Here is an 18781-nt window from a genome sequence, read left to right as displayed (position 1 = left end):
CCCTGGGCAGACTTCCGGGAAAAATCCGGGTGTCGGCCGGCGACGGGCGGCGACGGGCGGGCGACACCCGGCCAGGCCCTACCGTGGAGGCCATGAACATCTGCGTCTTCCTCTCCGCCGCCGACCTCGACGAGCGCTACACGGCCCCCGCCCGCGACTTCGCCGCCCGCCTGGCCAAGGCCGGCCACACGCTCGTCTGGGGCGGCTCCGACACCGGCCTGATGAAGGTCGTCGCGGACGGCGTCGAGGAGGCCGGCGGCCGGCTGGTCGGCGTCTCGGTGGACTTCCTCGCCGCCAAGGCCCGCCCGGTCGCGGACGAGATGGTCGTCACCAGGGACCTCGCCGAGCGCAAGGCGCTCCTCCTCGCCAAGTCCGACGCGATCGTCGTCATGGTCGGCGGTACCGGCACCCTCGACGAGGCGACCGAGATCCTGGAGCTGAAGAAGCACGGCAAGCACACCAAGCCCGTCGTCCTCCTCAACACGGCCGGCTTCTACGACGGCCTCAAGACCCAGTTCCGCCGCATGGAGGAGGAGGGCTTCCTGCCCGTCCCGCTCTCGGACCTGGTCTTCTTCGCGGACGACGGCGCGGAGGCGCTGGCCTTCCTGGAGCAGGCCCTGGCGAGTTGAGTTCGCGAACGCCCCGAGGGCCGCGCGAGCTGAGCAGGGGAGCCCTTGTGCCCTGCTCAGCGCGGGTGCTATGGCGTCGGGACCTTTCCCGCTCGACGATCCTCTTCGCGGTTGTGTTCGGGTGATCCTGTTTCGCTAATCTCTCCGGGCGGCGCTCGTCGCGGACGAGGAAGAACGGGGGGACCATGTCGTATTCACAGCGCTGGCAGGAGGTGTTCGGCCCGCTCGAAGGCGACGCCCGGATGACCCTCGCCTCCACGGCTCCCGAACCCGGTGCCTCCGGCCCGGGGAACCTCAAGCACACCGGCGGCCCCTGGACCAGCGCGGCCGGCACGGCGGGCGAACTGCGCACCAGTTCGGAGACGAGCCGGACCACCCTCGGCCCCGGCCACGAGGGGGTGACGACGGGCGGCGCGGGACTGACCGCCGTCGCCGCGCTCGCGGCCGTACGCACGTCCTGGGAGGAGCGTCTCGCGGCCGTACGCGACGAGTGCGACGCGCTCCAGGGCGCCCTGCAGAAGGTCGCCAAGGAGATGGGCGAGACCGACATCGGGGTCCGCAACGAGTTCGCCAAGGTCCACGGGAAGCCGGAGGACAAGCGATGACGGCGGGCACCCTCACCTGGCAGCAGCTCCGCGACCTGAAGCTCTCCGAGTTCGAGCAGGCGGGCGACGCCTGGCACCAGGTCTCCGGCCGCTCGGACTCCGACCGGACACGGGTCGACCGGGCGATGTCCGCGAAGCTCCGCGAGACCCAGGAGAGCGAGTCCGCGGCGGCGGCCGTCGGACGGCTCCAGCGGCTCAGCCGCAACGTCCAGTACCTGCACAGCGAGTGCGGGCTCGTCCGTACCACGCTCAACGGCCTGGCCGGCGACCTGGCCGAGCCGCAGACCCAGTTGAAGCAGGCCCTCGCGGACGCCGCCGCCCTGAACCTCACCGTCCACGCCGACGGATCGGTGAGCTATCCGGCGGCCGAGGTCGAGGACCTGGCCGGCGCGAAGAAGGAGGCGCCGGGCGGCACGGTGCAGGGCAGCGCCCGCCTCCCGCTGGAACCGCCGGGCTTCGGTCCCAAGGGCCAGTCGCCGCTGTACCCGGGCTACTCGGGCTTCAAGCCGCTCAACCCGAACGCGGCGAAGGCACAGGACGTGGCCGACCGCGTCGCCAGGGCCGTACGGTCCGCGTCCGAGATCGACGCCCGGTACGCGAAGACCCTGAACGGCCTCAAGGCGGAGAAGGGCCTCGACGTCACCGCGGCCACGCTGAAGGACGTCGCCGGGGACACGGCGGCCGTACGGTCGACCGCCGGCAAGCACCTCTACGAGGCCATGCCGCAGGACAAGAGCCCGGCCGAGTACAAGGCCTGGTGGGACGGCCTGAGCGAGGAACAGCGCCGCGAGTACCTCGACATCGCGCCGGACCTGATCGGCGGCGTGGACGGCATCCCGGCGGTCGCACGGGACGAGGCGAACCGGCGGTACCTGCCGCTGCTGATCGACGACCTGGCGCACCAGGGCGGCGACGACGCGAAGACGAAGCTCGACGCGCTCCGCATGATCCAGGACAAGCTGAACAAGCCCAGCGACCCGCCGATGTTCCTGCTGGGCATCGGGGACGAGGGCAACGGCCGCGCGATCGTGGCGTACGGCAACCCGGACACGTCGAAGAACGTGTCCGCGTACGTGCCGGGTCTGGGGACCAAGCTCGACGACGAGTTCGTCAAGGAAACGATGATTCGCGCTCAGGACACGGCGCTCGGGGCGCGGGAAGTGGATCCGTCCAGTGCGGCGATCGTCTGGCTGGGGTACGACGCTCCCCAGAGCGTGGACGTCATGACCAAGGGTGATGCCGAGCGAGGCGCCCCGGCGTACAACCGGTTCATGGCCGGGCTGTCGGCGACGAACGAGAGCCCGGACCCGCACGTGACGGCCATCGGGCACTCCTACGGTTCGCTCACCGTGGGCACGGCGGCCAAGCAGTCCGGAGGAATTCCGGGAGTGGACGACATCATCCTGCTCGGCAGTCCGGGCGTCGGCGTGGACAAGGCGCAGGACCTGGGAGTCGGCAAGGACCATGTCTTCGTGGGCTCCGCGGAGAACGACCCCGTCACCCACCTGCCCACGAAGGACGAGGTCGTCCTCGCCGGACCGATCGGCTCGCTCATCTACGGCGACGTGTTCGACTGGGGCGACGACGACATCTACTTCGGCAAGGATCCGTCGAGCGAGGCCTTCGGAGCCCGTCGCTTCAAGGTGGACGACGGACCCCATCCTGTTCTCGAACTGGGAGGCTTCGACGCCCACTCCCAGTACTTCACGCCGGGGTCGGGCCCGGGGACGGACCAGGAGTCGGCGGACAACATCGCCTTCATCGTCGGCGGGAGTCCCCACAAGATCAGCACGGAGGAGTACCGGTGAATCGACGAGGACGGCAGTTTCGGGCTGCCCTCGCCCTGGCTCTGGCGAGCGTGGTGCTGACGGGGTGTGGAATGGTGAGTGAGGGAGCCAAGGCCGACATGAACATGCAGGAAGCGGCAGAGCGTGCAGACTCGATGCTGGACGCCACCTTCAAGGGGATCGTCCCCGAAGTCGTATGGGTCCATGGCACGACCACGACACACAAGTGCGACGTGATCCGACGGCGAACGGTGATGACCATCGTCTCCGAGCAACGGCGTGGAGGTTTCCTCGGCGTGGTTCAGCGGCATTGGGAGCAGAGCGGCTACACCATCAAGAGCATCAGGCCGGACAGGGAGATGCCGGCCGTTTACGCCGTCTCGCCGGACGGGTTCCAGATCCGCCTCCTTTTCGGGTACAAGGGGCAAGCGTTCCTGCAGGTCAACACGCCCTGCGTGGAGCAGTCCGAGGTCGCCGAGCCCTCCAGCAGGGCCAACGGCCCCTCCTACCCTCCGCCGGCCGAGATCCCCACCCCCAACGTCCGCTCCGACTTCTGGTCCGCCACCGCGCCCCTGCCCTCGCCCGCCCCCTCCTCCTGACCCGGCGGTGAGAGCATGGGCCCCATGGCTACTCATGTGATCACCGGAGCCGGCTCCGGCATCGGCGCGGCCGTCGCGCGGCGGCTGCACGTGCGCGGGGACGAGCTCGTGCTGCACGCGCGCGATGCCGGCCGGGCCAAGGAGCTGGCGGCGGAGTTTCCCGGCGCCCGGACGCTCGTCGGGGACCTGGCGGACCCGGACCGGCTGTCCTGGGCCTTCTCGCACCAGTCGCTGCCCGAGCGGGTCGACACCCTCCTGCACATCGCGGGCGTCGTCGACCTCGGCCCGGTCGGCGAGCTCACCCCGAAGACCTGGCACCACCAGCTCAACGTCAACCTCGTCGCCCCCGCCGAGCTGACCCGGCACTTCCTGCCCCAGCTGCGGGTCTCCAAGGGCCACGTGCTCTTCGTCAACTCGGGCGCCGGGCTCAACGCGCACGCCGAGTGGAGCGCGTACGCCGCCTCCAAGCACGGGCTCAAGGCCCTCGCCGACTCGCTGCGCCACGAGGAGCACGGCAACGGCGTGCGGGTCACGTCCGTCTACCCGGGGCGGACCTCCACGCCCATGCAGGCGAAGGTGCATCAGCAGGAGGGCAAGGAGTACGACTCCGAGAAGTGGATCGACCCCGAGTCGGTGGCCACGACCATCGTCATGGCGATCGATCTGCCGCGCGACGCCGAGGTCAACGACCTGACGGTACGGCCCGGACACTGACGGCGCGATGACCACGGGGGCGGGCGGCAACTCGATCACCGGCGGGACCCAGGGGACCGTCGTCCAGGCCGGGCACATCGAACACCTGGTGGTGCGTCAGGCGCCGCCCCCGGCCGACGAGGTGACCGTCGCCCCGCCCTGGGGCCTGCGCGGCGCCCCGCTGCGCGGCCGCGCCGAGCTGCTCGCCCGGCTCCGCGCCGCGTCCGGCACCCACGTCCTGTACGGCCTCGGCGGCGTCGGCAAGACCAGCCTCGCACTGGCGGTCGCCGACGTCCTGGCGGCGGACGGCGCGCCCGTGTGGTGGGTGGCCGCGCAGGACGCCGGGCGGCTCGCGGGCGGGCTCCGGGCGGTCGCCCGGCGGCTCGGGCTGAGCGAGGACGAGCTGGCCGCGGGCCAGACCGCCGACCTGCTGTGGGAGCGGCTCGCCGGCCTGCCCGGGCGCTGGCTCCTCGTCCTCGACAACGCCGACGATCTCGCGCTGCTCGACGGGCCCGGCTCCCTAGCCGCCGGTACGGGCTGGGTGCGCGCCCCCGCCGGGGCCGCCGGGCTCGTCCTCGTCACCACCCGCGACGGCGACCCCGCCGCCTGGGGCACCGGTCCCGTCCTCCACTCGCTCGGCGCCCTGCCCGCCCCCGAGGGCGCCCGCGTCCTCGCCGACCGGGCGGGCGCGGAGGCCGGCGCCGAGACGGACGCCGCCGACCTCTCCGCACGCCTCGGCGGCCTGCCGCTCGCCCTGGACAGCGCCGGTCGCTACCTGGCCTCGGTCGCCGAACGCCCGGCCTTCCTCCGTACGGACGGCGAGCCCGCCACCTACGCCGCCTACCTGGCCGCCCTCGGCGCGGGCGACCTCGCCGTCGACGGCGACGGCACCCTCGCCCGCATCTGGGCCATGTCGCTGCGGCTGCTGCGCGACCGTGGGCACGCCCGCGCCGAGGAGCTGCTGCGGCTGCTCGCCGGCTTCGCCGACGCGCCGGTACCGCTGCGGGTGTGCGCACCGGGCCGGGTCGCCGTCCCGCCGGGGGAGCTGTGGGCGTGCCTGCAGGCCCTGGACCGGCTGGGCCTCGCGTCGCTGCGGACGGAGGGCGAGCCGGTGGTGACGCTCCATCCGCTGGTGCGGGACGCGTTCCGGGGGGAACGGGAGCGGTTGTCGGCGGCGCTGGCGCTGGAGCTGAAGAACCCGGAGGAGCAGGAGCCGTTGTGGCCGCTGCTCGTCCCGCACCTGCTCGACGACCTGGGGCCGGAGGTGCCCGAGGAGTGCTGGGAAGCAGCGATCTACGCCCTCCGCTCACTGGGCGCGCGCGGACTGGTGCACGAGACGGTGACCGCGGCCCGGGCGGTGTGTGACGGCGCGCGGCGCGCGCTGACGGCGGGGCACCCTCTCGTGAGCGTCGCCTCGGTGGAGCACGGCCGGGCGCTGTTGAAGGCCGGCCGCACCCGGGAAGCCCTCGCCGTGCTCGGGGCGCTGGCCGAGGCGTGCGCCGCCGCGTTCGGGCCGGAGAACGCGTTCACCCTGGAGGTCCGGTACGAGCGAGCGATGGCCCTCCAGTTGTCCGGTGACGTAGAGGGCGCGCTGCGGGAGAACGAGACGATTCTCCGGGTCCGCTTGCGAACGGAGGGGCCGCAGCACGAGGGCACGCTGTTCGCACGGCACAACCGGGCCATGTGCCTGGCACGGCTCGGCCGCGGGCGGGAGGCGCTCGCCGAGCTGGACACGGTGCTCGCCGCCGAGAGCCGCGCCCTCGGGGCGGACCATCCGAGAACACTGATCACCCGGGAGAACCGCGCCTGCGTTCTGCGAGGCCTGGGAGACCGGGCAGCGGCCCGTCCGGAACTGGAGGCCGTCGCCGAGGCCCGGCACCGTCTCCTCGGCCCCGATCATCCCGACACCCTCTCCGCCCGGTACAACCTCGCCACCGTCCTGCCGCCCGGCCCCGCCCGCACGGAACTCACCGCGGTTCTCGAGGCCCGCACCCGCGTCCTCGGCCCCCGCCACCCCGTCACCGTCGCCACCCGCGAGTCGCTGGAGGCGTCGGCACGTACGCTTCCCGGGTGAGCGAGAACAGCGAGAAGAACCCATTCCCCTGGGGCCCCGCCACCGGCGTCGGGTCCATGCCCGGCGGCGACGCCCGGGAGGCCGCCAAGACCGTGACCGGGTCCTTCGAGGACTTCCCGTTCCTCGCGGAGCTGCCCGCCCGCGGGCCCGGCGCGGACATGATCGGGCGGACCACCGGGATGCTCGTCGAGCTGTACGCGCACGTGGAGCCGAGCGGCTGGCGGATCAGCGACCGGCCCGGGCGGGACACCCGCCGCGCGCGGTCCTGGCTCGGGGAGGACCTGGACGCCCTGGAGGAGTTCACCCAGGGGTACGAGGGCGCGCTGAAGGTGCAGGCCGTGGGGCCGTGGACCCTGGCGGCGGCCCTGGAGCTGCGCGGCGGCGAGGCGGCGCTCGGCGACGCGGGGGCCTGCCGGGACCTGGCCGGTTCGCTCGCCGAGGGACTGCGCCTGCACCTCGCCGAACTCGGGAAGCGCGTGCCCGGCGCCCGGATCGTGCTCCAGCTGGACGAGCCCTCGCTGACCGCGGTCCTGCTCGGGCAGGTCCGCACGGCGAGCGGCTACCGCACCCACCGGGCCGTGGACCGGCAGGTCGTGGAGGGCGCGCTGCGGGACGTGATCGCGGTCCACGACGGGCCCGTGATCGTGCACTCGTGCGCGCCGGGCGTGCCGTTCGGGCTGCTGCGGCGGGCCGGGGCCGCCGGGGTGTCGTTCGACTTCTCCCTGCTCACCGAGCGTGACGAGGAGCCGGTCGGGGAGGCCGTGGAGGCCGGGACGAAGCTCTTCGCCGGTGTGGTGCCGTCCACGGACCCGGCCTCGGGGGCATTGTCAGACCCGGGAGGTAGCGTCATGGGTGTCAGGACGCTGTGGCGCAGGCTGGGGCTGAATCCGGGGACTCTCGCGGAGTCCGTCGTGGTCACACCCGCCTGCGGTCTCGCGGGTGCCTCGCCGGCGTACGCCCGCAAGGCCCTCGCGCACTGCGCCCGGGCGGCGAGATCGCTCGCGGACAACCCAGAGTGACCGGGTTTCAGGACACGGGAGGACGAGGAACGGTGGCAGTCGAACAGGGGGCCCCCGCCGAGGCGCGGGAGAAGCACGCCGAGCTGGCGGAGCAGGTCGAGGAGCACCGCTTCCGGTACTACGTGAAGGACCAGCCGGTCATCAGCGACGCGGAGTTCGACAGGCTCCTGCGGTCCCTGGAGGCCCTGGAGGAGGAGTATCCGGAGCTGCGGACGCCGGATTCGCCGACCCAGAAGGTCGCGGGGTCGTACGAGACGGAGTTCACCTCCGTGGAGCACCGGGAGCGGATGCTCTCGCTGGACAACGCGTTCGACGACGCGGAGCTGTCGGCCTGGGCCGACCGGGTCGCGAAGGACGTCGGTACGTCCGACTACCACTTCCTGTGCGAGCTCAAGGTCGACGGCCTCGCGGTGAACCTCACGTACGAGCACGGCCGGCTGACCCGGGCGGCGACCCGTGGCGACGGGCGTACGGGCGAGGACATCACGTCGAACGTGCGGACGATCGCGGACGTCCCGGAGCGGCTGCGCGGCGACCGCATCCCGGCGCTCGTGGAGATCCGCGGCGAGGTCTACTTCCCGATGGAGGCCTTCGAGGGGCTGAACGCGCGCCTGGTGGAGGCCGGCGACAAGCCCTTCGCCAATCCGCGGAACGCGGCGGCGGGGTCGCTGCGCCAGAAGGACCCGAAGGTGACGGCGACCCGCCCGCTGCACATGGTGGTGCACGGGATCGGCGCCCGCGAGGGCTTCGACATCTCGCGCCTCTCGGAGACGTACGAGCTGCTGCACGAGTGGGGGCTGCCCACCGCCCGGCACAACAAGGTCGTGGACTCCCTCGACGGGGTGCGGGAGTTCATCACGCACTTCGGCGAGAACCGGCACTCGGTGGAGCACGAGATCGACGGTGTCGTCGTCAAGCTCGACGAGATCGCGCTCCAGGGCCGCCTCGGCTCCACGGCGCGCGCGCCGCGCTGGGCCATCGCGTGGAAGTACGCGCCGGAGGAGGTCAACACCAAGCTGGTCGACATCAAGGTCGGTGTCGGCCGCACCGGCCGCGTCACGCCGTACGCGCAGGTGGAGCCGGTGACGGTGGCCGGCTCCGAGGTCGAGTTCGCCACCCTGCACAACCAGGAGGTGGTGAAGGCCAAGGGCGTGCTGATCGGCGACACGGTCGTGCTGCGCAAGGCCGGTGACGTGATCCCGGAGATCCTGGGCCCGGTGGCGGACCTGCGGGACGGCACCGAGCGCGAGTTCGTGATGCCGGCCGAGTGCCCGGAGTGCGGGACGCCCCTGAAGCCGATGAAGGAGGGGGACATCGACCTGCGCTGCCCCAACGCGCGGTCGTGTCCGGCCCAGCTGCGCGAGCGGCTGTTCTTCCTGGCGGGCCGCCAGTGCCTGGACATCGAGAACTTCGGCATGGTCGCCGCGGCGGCCCTGACCCGGCCGCTGGAGCCGGCGGAGCCGCCGCTCCTCGACGAGGGCGACCTCTTCGACCTGACGATCGAGCAGCTGCTGCCGATCCGGGCGTACGTCCTGGACCCCGACAGCGGGCTCCCGAGGCGCGACCCGAAGACCGGCGAGGAGAAGATCGTCTCCGTCTTCGCCAACCAGAAGGGCGAGCCGAAGAAGAACGCGCTGGCGATGCTGGAGAACATCGCGGCGGCGAAGACGCGCCCGCTGGCCCGGTTCCTCAACGGTCTGTCGATCCGTCACGTGGGCCCGGTCGCCGCCGAGGCGCTGGCCCGCGAGTTCCGCTCCCTGGAGCGGATCGAGCAGGCGACGGAGGAGGAGCTGGCGGCGGTCGACGGCGTCGGCGGGATCATCGCCGCCGCCGTGAAGCAGTGGTTCGCCGAGGAATGGCACCGGGAGATCGTGCGCAAGTGGCGTGCGGCCGGGGTCAGTTTCGAGGACGAGGGCGCGGGCGAGGAGCAGGGGCCGCGTCCGCTGGAGGGCCTGACCGTGGTGGTCACGGGCACCCTGCAGAACTACACGCGGGATGGCGCAAAAGAGTCGCTGCAATCCCTCGGAGCCAAGGTCGCCGGTTCCGTTTCGAAGAAGACCTCCTTCGTCGTGGTCGGTGACAACCCGGGCTCCAAGTACGACAAGGCGATGCAGCTGAAGGTTCCGGTTCTCGACGAGGACGGGTTCGTGATCCTGCTCGAACAAGGTCCCGAAGCCGCTCAGGAGGCCGCTCTGCCCGTCGCGGAGTAGCCGCCCGCCCGCCGTCGCCCGGGGGCGGCGGCGGGCGCGGAAGAGGCGCGCGGGGGGCGCGAAAGGGCCGCGGAGGTTCACCCGTTCGGCGCATACCAGATCGTTACGGGTGGCCGGGTCGCATTCGGGCAAGAGATGGAGAGCGCTGCCCGTAGCAGCCCTCCGCGGCCTAGTGTGGTGACCGTGCGTCCGTCGCACACGGCCGTGCGAGGGCCCTGCCGGCGCGCAGGAGCAGGACACGCGGTACGGCGCGCGACGGGACGACGACCCAGTGGCATGACACCAGTGCATGACAGTGGCATCACGACGGCCCCCGCGTTGCGACGGCACCGCCGGCTGTGAGAGGGACGGGAATGAAACCGACCGAGAGTGCCGCCCCGGTCGCACGGCCCCAGGGCCGTGCGGCGTTCGTGGGCATCACCTCCGGGCTGCCCGGAGCGCTCGTGGGCATCGCCGCCGTCGTGCTCACCGCCGGTCTCTACCGGACGCTGAGCACCGGGCAGGGCCTCTTCCCCGGCGGCGCCACCGGCTGGTCCCTCGCCGTCCTCACCGGCCTCATCGTGGGCCACCTGGTCGCGCTCGGCCGCGACCGCTGGTGGGGCGGCACGGGCTCCGGCGCCGCCCTCACCCTCGCCGTCCTGCTCCTGTACGGCTGGGTGCCGGCCTGCCTGGTCTCCGTCACCGTCGTCGTCCTCGTCGCCGCCGCCCGCCGGCACCGCTGGCGCCAGGGCCTGCTGCACGGCGCCGTGGACGTCATCGGCGCGGGCGCCGCCGCCCTCGTGCTCGCCACCTTCGGCGACGTCCCCACCGTCGCCGAGCCCTGGCAGCCCCTCGACTGGGGGATCGCCGACGTACCGGAAGTGATGCTCGCCGCCGTCGCCTATCTCGTGGCGACCCGCCTCCTGCTGTGGTACGCGCTCGCCCCGCACGGCGGCGGGCTGCCCACCGCCGCCCGCACCGCCCTGCTCCGCCAGGGCCTGGTCGCCGTCGCGCTGCTCGGGATCGCCCCGCTCATCTGCGTCGTCGCCGCCTCCCGGCCCCCGCTCCTGCCGCTCTTCGCCGTACCGCTCATCGCCCTCGACTCCACCCTGTGGATCGCCCGGGCCCGCGCCGAGGAACAGCTGCGCGACCCGCTCACCGGACTGCCCAACCGCCAGTGGCTCCTGGAGCGCACCTGGACCGCCCTGGAGGAGGCCGAGGGCGAGGGCGTCCGCTCCGCGCTCGTCCTGATCGACCTCGACCGCTTCCGGTCCGTCAACGACACCCTCGGGCACCTCGCCGGCGACCGGCTGCTCCTCCAGATCGCCGAGCGGCTCCGGCTCGCCCTGCCGCGCGGCGCCGAGACCGCACGGCTCGGCGGCGACGAGTTCGCGGTCCTGCTGCCCACCGCCGACTCCACCACCAGCGCCCAGCGCGTCGCCCGTCACCTCGTCGCCGAGCTGTCCTCGCCGCTCGACCTCGACGGGCTCACGCTCGTCCTGGAGGCCAGCGCCGGCGTCGCCGTCTTCCCCGACCACGCCCTCGACGCCGAGGGCCTGCTGCGCCGCGCCGACGTGGCGATGTACCAGGCCAAGCGCGACCGCACCGGTGTCGAGGTCTACGAGTCCAAGCGCGACTCCAACACGCCCGACCGCCTCGGCCTGCTCGGCGACCTGCGGCGCGCCCTCGACGCCGGCGAGGTCGAGCTGCACTACCAGCCCAAGGTCCGCTTCGACGGCCAGGTCGCCGGCCTGGAGGCCCTGGTCCGCTGGGTCCACCCGGAGCGCGGAAAGGTCCCGCCGGACGAGTTCATCGCCATCGCCGAGTCCTCCGGTCTCATGCCGCACCTCACCGAGTACGTCCTGGAGACCGCCCTCGCCCAGGTGGCCCGCTGGCGCGCCCAGGGCCTCGACGTGCCCGTCGCCGTGAACGTCTCCCCGCGCGACGTCCACACCCCCGGCTTCGCCGGCGCCGTCGCCGCCCGTCTCGCCCGGCACGGCGTCCCGGCCGGCGCGCTGCAGCTGGAGATAACGGAGCACGTGCTCCTGGAGGACCCGCAGCGGGCCGCCGACACCATGGCCGGCCTCACCGGCCACGGCGTGAAGATGTCCCTCGACGACTTCGGCACCGGCTATTCCTCCCTCGTACACCTGCGCCGCCTCCCGGTGAGCGAGCTGAAGATCGACCGCTCCTTCGTCGCCCGGCTCGCCGTCGACACCGAGGACGCCGAGATCGTCCGCTGCACCGTCGACCTCGCCCACTCGCTCGGCCTGCTCGTGGTCGCCGAGGGCGTCGAGGACGACGAGACCTGGGAACGCCTGCGTGACCTGGGCTGCGACGCCGTCCAGGGCTGGCTGGTCGCCGCCGCCATGCCGCCCGCCGAGACCACCGCCTGGCTCCGCGCCCGCGGCGAGCACGGCTGGCGCCGCCCTTCGGAGATCGCCGCGAGCGCCGCGATCGTGGAGGTCGACCACTCCTCCGGCCAGGTCGTACAGTGACGGCCTCCCCCGTTGCGGGGGATGCTCCCAGCGAGGAACTCGACCATTTCGCCGGGCAACTCTGCTCCCCGCCCAAGCGGGGATGAACGGGCGTGTTCGTGGCGATGGCCCGCGCCCCATAGGATTGCGGTACATCCGACAAGACTCACCCTGAGGATCGCTGCATGCCTGGCATCACGCGCGAGGAGGTCGCCCACCTCGCTCGGCTGGCGCGTCTGGAACTCGCCGACGAAGAGCTCGACCACTTCGCCGGTCAGCTCGACGACATCATCGGCGCGGTCGCCCGCGTCTCCGAGGTCGCCGACCAAGACGTACCGCCGACCTCCCACCCGCTGCCGCTGACCAATGTCATGCGCGCGGACGAGGTCCGTCCGTCGCTCACCCCCGAGCAGGCGCTCTCCGGCGCCCCGGCCCAGGAGCAGCAGCGTTTCAAGGTGCCGCAGATCCTGGGGGAGGACTAACAAGCCATGACGGACAACAGCACCATCATCAAGCTCACCGCCGCCGAGATCGCGGCGAAGATCGCCTCCGGCGAGCTCACCGCCGTCGAGGTGACCGAGGCCCACCTCGCCCGCATCGACGCCGTCGACGAGAAGGTCCACGCCTTCCTGCACGTCGACCGCGAGGGCGCCCTCGCCCAGGCCCGCGCCGTGGACGAGAAGCGGGCCCGCGGCGAGAAGCTGGGCCCGCTGGCCGGTGTGCCGCTCGCGCTCAAGGACATCTTCACCACCATGGGCGTGCCCACGACGGTCGGCTCGAAGATGCTCGAGGGCTGGATCCCGCCGTACGACGCGACCCTGGTCAAGAAGCTCAAGGCCGCCGACGTGGTCATCCTGGGCAAGACCAACATGGACGAGTTCGCGATGGGCTCCTCCACCGAGAACAGCGCCTACGGCCCGACCGGCAACCCCTGGGACCTCACCCGCATCCCGGGCGGCTCCGGCGGCGGCTCCTCGGCCGCCCTCGCCGCGTACGAGGCCCCGCTCGCCATCGGCACGGACACCGGCGGCTCGATCCGCCAGCCCGCCGCCGTCACCGGCACCGTCGGCGTCAAGCCGACCTACGGCGCGGTCTCCCGCTACGGCATGGTGGCCTTCTCCTCCTCGCTCGACCAGGGCGGCCCCTGTGCCCGTACGGTCCTCGACGCGGCCCTGCTGCACGAGGCGATCGCCGGGCACGACCCGCTCGACTCGACCTCCATCGACGCGCCGGTCCCGCCGGTCGTCGAGGCCGCCCGCAACGGCTCCGTGGCCGGGATGCGCGTCGGCATCGTCAAGCAGTTCCGCGGCGAGGGCTACCAGGCCGGCGTCGTGCAGCGCTTCGACGAGTCCGTGGAGCTGCTCAAGTCGCTCGGCGCCGAGATCGTCGAGCTGGACTGCCCGTCCTTCGACCTCGCGCTCTCCGCGTACTACATCGTCGCGCCGTCCGAGTGCTCCTCGAACCTGGCCCGCTTCGACGGCCTGCGCTACGGCCTGCGCAGCGGCGACGACGGCACCCGCTCGGCGGAGGACGTCACGGCGCTCACCCGCGAGGCCGGCTTCGGCCCCGAGGTCAAGCGCCGCATCATCCTCGGCACCTACGCCCTGAGCTCCGGCTACTACGACGCCTGGTTCGGCTCGGCGCAGAAGGTCCGCACGCTCATCACCCGCGAGTTCGAGAAGGCCTTCGAGCAGGTCGACGTCATCGTGTCGCCGACCACGCCGACCACCGCCTTCCCCATCGGCGAGCGCGCCGACGACCCGATGGCGATGTACCTCGCGGACCTGTGCACCATCCCGACCAACCTGGCGGGCAACTCCGCCATGTCGCTGCCCTGCGGCCTGGCGCCGGAGGACGGTCTGCCCGTCGGTCTGCAGATCATCGCCCCCGCCCTGAAGGACGACCGTCTCTACAAGGTCGGTGCCGCCGTCGAGGCCGCCTTCGTGGAAAAGTGGGGCCACCCGCTGCTCGAGGAGGCTCCGTCGCTGTGAGTACCAGTGCACTGCAGAAGGCCAAGGGCTTCAAGAAGTCCAGGACCGGCACGTACCTGTCCATGGGCACCACCGCCTTCGGCGCCATCACCGTGTTCAAGCAGATCAAGAAGGCGCGCGCCGAGCACGACACGCTGAAGCTCGTCGACGCCGTGGTGTCCGGCGCCGCCATCGTCACCGGCCTCGCGATCCTGTACCGCGAGCTGAAGCGCCTCGGCGACGACGACGTCCTGCTGGGCTGAGAGGGAAGTTCCACCGTGACTGTCACTGAACTGCTGTCGTACGAGGCGGCGCTCGCCGAGTACGACCCCGTCATGGGCCTGGAGGTCCATGTCGAGCTCGGCACGAAGACCAAGATGTTCTGCGGCTGCTCGACCGAGCTCGGCCAGGACGCCAACGCGCAGACCTGCCCGACCTGCCTCGGCCTGCCCGGCGCGCTGCCGGTCGTCAACGCCGTCGGCGTCGAGTCCGCCATCAAGATCGGTCTCGCGCTGCACTGCGAGATCGCCGAGTGGTGCCGCTTCGCCCGGAAGAACTACTTCTATCCGGACATGCCGAAGAACTTCCAGACCTCCCAGTACGACGAGCCGATCGCCTTCAACGGCTATCTGGACGTCCAGCTGGAGGACGGCGAGGTCTTCCGCGTGGAGATCGAGCGCGCCCACATGGAGGAGGACACCGGCAAGTCCACCCACATCGGTGGCGCGACCGGTCGCATCCACGGCGCCTCGCACTCGCTGCTCGACTACAACCGGGCCGGCATCCCGCTCATCGAGATCGTCACCAAGCCGATCGTCGGTGCCGGCGAGCGTGCCCCCGAGGTCGCCAAGGCGTACGTGGCCGAGCTGCGCGAGCTGATCCGCGCCCTGGGCGTCTCCGAGGCGCGCATGGACAAGGGCCAGATGCGCTGCGACGTCAACCTGTCGCTGATGCGCAAGGGCGCGCCGGAGTTCGGCACGCGCTCGGAGACGAAGAACGTGAACTCGCTCCGCTCGGTCGAGCGGGCGGCGCGCTTCGAGATCCAGCGCCACGCGGCGATCCTGGAGGCCGGCGGCTCGGTCGTCCAGGAGACCCGGCACTTCCACGAGGACGACGGCACCACCACCGCCGGCCGCATCAAGGACAACGCCGAGGACTACCGCTACTTCCCCGAGCCGGACCTGGTGCCGGTGGCCCCCTCCCGTGAGTGGGTCGAGGAGCTGCGCAAGGGCCTGCCCGAGCTGCCGCGCGTGCGCCGCAACCGGCTGCGCGAGGAGTGGGGCGTGTCCGAGCTGGACATGCAGGCCATCCTCAACGCGGGTGCGGTCGACGCCATCGTCGCCACGACCGAGGCGGGAGCGGACGCCGCCTCCGCCCGCAAGTGGTGGATGGGCGAGCTGGCCCGCAACGCCAACGAGCAGGGCGTCTCCCTGGAGGAGCTCCCGATCACCCCGGCGGACGTCGCCCGCGTGTCGGCCCTGGTCGCCTCCGGCGACCTGAACGACAAGCTGGCCCGTCAGGTCATCGAGGGCGTCCTCGCGGGCGAGGGCACCCCGGACGAGGTCGTCGAGAAGCGTGGTCTGAAGGTCGTCTCCGACGACAGCGCGCTCGGCGCGGCCGTCGACGAGGCCATCGCCGGCAACGCGGCCATCGCCGACAAGATCCGCGGCGGCAAGGTCGCCGCGGTCGGCGCCCTGGTCGGCGCGGTCATGAAGGCCACCCGCGGCCAGGCCGACGCGGCGAAGGTCAAGGACCTGATCCTGGAGAAGCTGGGCGTCAGCGAGGGCTGATCCGGCTCTCGTACGGATCGTCCGTACGGCTCACGGGGGCGGCCCCGCACCGGAGTTCCGGTGCGGGGCCGCCTCGCGTGCGGGTGTGACGGCTCAGAAGCAGGAGACCGAGGTCGTCGGCCGCAGCAGGAGCGAGGTGGACTCGTCACGCTGGCCGACGCCGTTTCCGTCCACGAAGTCGTCCGTCAGCCGGTCGTGGGTGACGTAGCTGCCGGGGTTCACGCAGAAGTTGAAGTTCTGGTAGCCGGGGTCGCGGTAGTAGTGGCTCTCGTAGCCGCTGTTGCTGGAGTTGCTGGCGGACCACGAGTTGTCGTTCACGGTGGCGCCGCTCGGGTAGAACGCGTCGTCCCTGAAGTCGGCGTCGCTGTTGAAGTAGTTGTGCGCGGAGGTACCGATGCTGCCTTCGAAGACGCAGTGGTAGCCCGAGGGGCAGCTGGGGCCGGCGGCCGCGGACGAGGCGGCCGCGATGCCGCCGCCGAGGAGGAGGGCGGTCGCCCCGGCGACGACGGCGAACTTCCTGCGGAGCCCGGACTTCACGCCAGTGTTCATCATGGACATGCCAATCTCGCTTCCGTGTGATGTGGGTGTGGGTGTTGGTGTGGGTGTTGGTTGGTGTTGTCGTCGGTGACAGGGGTGTCGGTGACGATCCGCTCCTGGGTTCAGGGGCGGAAGACTGTGGTGGTGGCGGTGGTGGCTAGGACCTCTCCGGCCGCCTTCTCCTGGCGGGCGGAGAGCTTCTTCCAGTCCCGGCCGATGTCGGGGTGCGCGTCCAGCCAGCGCTGCTGAACGGCGGCGAGCCGCTCGTACGCGGTGGTCAGGTATCCCGTCTCCGCCTTGCAGCGCAGGTCCGCCGCGGCGACGGGACTCGTCCGCCGCTCCTCGTCCGAGCGCAGTGAACGCCGCACCTGTACGGGGTCCTCGGCCTTGACCCGGGCCCGGTCCATGCACTCCCGCCAGCGCGTGGTGACCGCACGGAACGCGGAGTCCTTCTCCACGTCCTGGCGGGCGTCCTCCTGTGCCTCGAAGAGCCTGATCCGGACCTGGAGCCAGCGCATCCGCCCGTCGCCGAGCAGGCGCGTCTCCGCTTCGGCGAGGCAGCCGTCGCCCGGCCGGGAGACGCTCAGCCGCAGGCCTCTGGCGGTGACCCGCCTGGCCTCGTCGCCGAAGAGCGCACGCGCGTACGCGTCGGTGCTCTCCGGGCTGCCGGGCTTCGGCGGTGCCTCGGGGGAGGCCGCGGGGGCGGCGGCGCGGGACGGAGCCGTGGACTCGAGACCGAAGGGCTGCGGGCGCTCGTCGTCACCGCCCTCGCCGCCCGGGCTCCTGGGCGGTGGAACCGGGGCGTACCGGTAGCCCCGCTCGGCCATGCAGGCGATGGCGACCTTCTGCTGTGCCTCGGCGCCGCGGACGTGAGGGGTGAAGAGGAGGCCGGTCACGGGCGGCAGCCGGTGCAGCGCGGCCAGCTCGGCGGGGGCCGCGGCCCGCACCGGGCCGGAACCCGCCGCCGCGCCCGAGGCCGTACCCGTACCCGTACCGGTGACCGCTCCCGAACATCCGGCGGATGCGGCGATGACCGCCCCGGCCGCCACCGCGCGGACGAGCTTCGTCAGGGCCTCGGGCATTTTTCGGTCCACCGTCCTGTTGGAGAGTCGTGCTGATCAGCACCGGACGGATCAGAGTCTGCGCGGACGGGGGGACTGCCGTGAACATGTGTGCGCTGGAGCGCAATTTCGCAGGTGGGAGGGGCTGAGATGTTGCGCATTCACTTCACGGGGGAAGACCTCGCGCGGATGCGGATCGCCCCCGACCCCGACCCGATGTGGGAGATGCTGCTCAGCCTCCACCGGCTGCAGAGGAGGGACGCGGGCGTGGTCCTCGGGCCGTGGTTACGGGAGTCGCTGCCCCGGGTTCCCCCGGCGACAAGGCTGTTGACGGCTCTCGTGCCCCCGGCCGGCTTCGCGCCGGACTTCCTGACACCCGCGGTCGGCGGAGGCCTCGCCGCCCAGCTGGAGGCGCTGCGCTCCACACCGCGGCACCAACTGTTGCAAGATCTCCGCGAGTTCACCCGGCAGAACCTCTCACGGCGGCTGCCGACGTGGGTCCGCGAGCTGGCGGAGGGGGAGCCCGAGGGGATCGGCCGGGTCGCGGACGCGGCGCAGGCGTACGTCGACGCCGTGATCGGTCCGTTCTGGGAGCGCATCCGGGCGCAGGTGAGCCGTGACCGGGTGCGGCGCTCGGCGGTGCTCGCCGAGGGAGGATGGGACGCGGTCCTCAGTACGCTCCATCCGTCGGTGCACTGGGAGTATCCGGTGCTCCGGGTGGAGGGTCTGCACGACGGCGATCTCCACCTCGGCGGACGTGGTCTGCGGCTCCAGCCCGCGTTCTTCCGCCGCTGCGGGCCGACGGCGCTCTGTGACCCGACGCTGTCCCCGGTCCTCGTCCACCCGATCGAGCACGACGTCCGCTGGGCCACCCCGGACGCGAGCCCGGCGGACGGGCGGGCGCTCGCCAATCTCCTCGGCCCGACCCGGGCCACCCTGCTGTCCGCGCTGGCCGACGGCGTCGCCAACACGGGCGAACTCGCCCGCCTCGCCGGCACCACCGCGCCCAACGCCAGCCGGCACATCACGGCCCTGCGCGAGGCGGCGCTGGTCTCCAGCCAGCGCCACCGCAACGCGACGCTTCACTCGGTCACCGACCTCGGTCTCGCCCTCCTGGAGGGTGGAAGAAATTCGGATGCGCGATCCGAGCCGCCCGGGTAGCGTCCTTCATGACGTCTCCCGATGCGCCGTGCCCCGGTTACTTCTGACAAAAAACACACCGTGGCACACCTTTGATCCCGGGAGGCGTCCTTCGGTCGTCTCCGCTGTCCTGGGCTCTCTCCTGCGTTCTCCTGCGTTCTCTCCTCCGGATTCCGTCCTCGGCGTTCGCGTCTTCCGCACGCACTCTTCC

16 protein-coding genes are annotated in these 18781 nt (G+C 72.1%); 14 read left to right on the top strand and 2 right to left on the bottom strand.

Going from position 1 to position 18781, the window contains the following annotated elements:
• Positions 1-92 precede the first annotated feature (92 nt).
• From ACFWJO_RS09825 to gatB, 13 genes are all read left to right on the top strand, one after another.
• The gene (locus ACFWJO_RS09825; RefSeq protein ID WP_386864204.1) at positions 93-629 is read left to right on the top strand and encodes a TIGR00730 family Rossman fold protein; all 537 of its coding nucleotides are present in this window, start codon (positions 93-95) and stop codon (positions 627-629) included.
• A 185-nt stretch (positions 630-814) separates the two neighbouring features.
• Positions 815-1234, top strand: a complete 420-nt coding sequence (locus tag ACFWJO_RS09820; RefSeq protein WP_386864203.1) for a hypothetical protein — start codon at positions 815-817, stop codon at positions 1232-1234.
• Positions 1231-3042 carry an alpha/beta hydrolase gene (locus ACFWJO_RS09815; protein WP_386864202.1) on the top strand — a complete coding sequence of 604 codons (1812 nt, stop codon included), beginning with the start codon at positions 1231-1233 and terminating at the stop codon, positions 3040-3042. The genes ACFWJO_RS09820 and ACFWJO_RS09815 overlap by 4 nt, the downstream gene beginning before the upstream one ends.
• A gap of 98 nt (positions 3043-3140) precedes the next feature.
• Positions 3141-3620, top strand: a complete 480-nt coding sequence (locus ACFWJO_RS09810) for a hypothetical protein (protein WP_386864201.1) — start codon at positions 3141-3143, stop codon at positions 3618-3620.
• A 24-nt stretch (positions 3621-3644) separates the two neighbouring features.
• Complete coding sequence (locus ACFWJO_RS09805; RefSeq protein WP_386864200.1) at positions 3645-4334, top strand: SDR family oxidoreductase; 690 nt, start codon at positions 3645-3647, stop codon at positions 4332-4334.
• 7 nt (positions 4335-4341) lie between these two features.
• Complete coding sequence (locus ACFWJO_RS09800; RefSeq protein ID WP_386864199.1) at positions 4342-6387, top strand: tetratricopeptide repeat protein; 2046 nt, start codon at positions 4342-4344, stop codon at positions 6385-6387.
• On the top strand, positions 6384-7406 hold the full coding sequence (locus ACFWJO_RS09795; protein WP_386864198.1) for a methionine synthase: 1023 nt from the start codon (positions 6384-6386) through the stop codon (positions 7404-7406). The genes ACFWJO_RS09800 and ACFWJO_RS09795 overlap by 4 nt, the downstream gene beginning before the upstream one ends.
• A 32-nt stretch (positions 7407-7438) precedes the next feature.
• On the top strand, positions 7439-9616 hold the full coding sequence (ligA, locus tag ACFWJO_RS09790) for an NAD-dependent DNA ligase LigA (RefSeq protein WP_386864197.1): 2178 nt from the start codon (positions 7439-7441) through the stop codon (positions 9614-9616).
• 353 nt (positions 9617-9969) lie between these two features.
• Positions 9970-12093 carry a putative bifunctional diguanylate cyclase/phosphodiesterase gene (locus ACFWJO_RS09785; protein WP_386864196.1) on the top strand — a complete coding sequence of 708 codons (2124 nt, stop codon included), beginning with the start codon at positions 9970-9972 and terminating at the stop codon, positions 12091-12093.
• Positions 12094-12257: 164 nt separating this feature from the next.
• The gene (gatC, locus tag ACFWJO_RS09780) at positions 12258-12554 is read left to right on the top strand and encodes an Asp-tRNA(Asn)/Glu-tRNA(Gln) amidotransferase subunit GatC (RefSeq protein ID WP_046905390.1); all 297 of its coding nucleotides are present in this window, start codon (positions 12258-12260) and stop codon (positions 12552-12554) included.
• A gap of 6 nt (positions 12555-12560) precedes the next feature.
• A complete protein-coding gene (gene gatA, locus ACFWJO_RS09775) occupies positions 12561-14063 on the top strand; it encodes an Asp-tRNA(Asn)/Glu-tRNA(Gln) amidotransferase subunit GatA (protein WP_386864195.1) in 1503 nt (500 codons plus the stop codon).
• Positions 14060-14305, top strand: a complete 246-nt coding sequence (locus ACFWJO_RS09770; protein ID WP_386864194.1) for a hypothetical protein — start codon at positions 14060-14062, stop codon at positions 14303-14305. The genes gatA and ACFWJO_RS09770 overlap by 4 nt, the downstream gene beginning before the upstream one ends.
• Positions 14306-14320: 15 nt before the next feature.
• Positions 14321-15832 carry an Asp-tRNA(Asn)/Glu-tRNA(Gln) amidotransferase subunit GatB gene (gatB, locus tag ACFWJO_RS09765; protein WP_384422872.1) on the top strand — a complete coding sequence of 504 codons (1512 nt, stop codon included), beginning with the start codon at positions 14321-14323 and terminating at the stop codon, positions 15830-15832.
• A gap of 93 nt (positions 15833-15925) precedes the next feature.
• Here the strand turns inward: gatB and ACFWJO_RS09760 are convergent, their stop codons facing one another.
• Both ACFWJO_RS09760 and ACFWJO_RS09755 read right to left on the bottom strand, forming a co-directional pair.
• The gene (locus ACFWJO_RS09760) at positions 15926-16390 is read right to left on the bottom strand and encodes a peptidase inhibitor family I36 protein (RefSeq protein WP_386864193.1); all 465 of its coding nucleotides are present in this window, start codon (positions 16388-16390) and stop codon (positions 15926-15928) included.
• Between the two features lie 101 nt (positions 16391-16491).
• Entirely contained in the window at positions 16492-17451 is a 960-nt protein-coding gene (locus tag ACFWJO_RS09755; RefSeq protein WP_386864192.1) for a hypothetical protein, read from the bottom strand.
• Positions 17452-17580: 129 nt separating this feature from the next.
• On the opposite strand from ACFWJO_RS09755, the gene ACFWJO_RS09750 reads away from it, so the two are divergent.
• Positions 17581-18591, top strand: coding sequence for an ArsR/SmtB family transcription factor (locus ACFWJO_RS09750; protein WP_386864191.1), 1011 nt, complete (start codon positions 17581-17583; stop codon positions 18589-18591).
• Positions 18592-18781 lie beyond the last annotated feature (190 nt).

The organism is Streptomyces sp. NPDC127092, assembly GCF_042722475.1.
GTDB lineage: Bacteria > Actinomycetota > Actinomycetes > Streptomycetales > Streptomycetaceae > Streptomyces.
The sequence above is the reverse complement of the archived record's forward strand: the minus strand, read 5'-3'. Positions and strand labels throughout refer to the sequence as shown.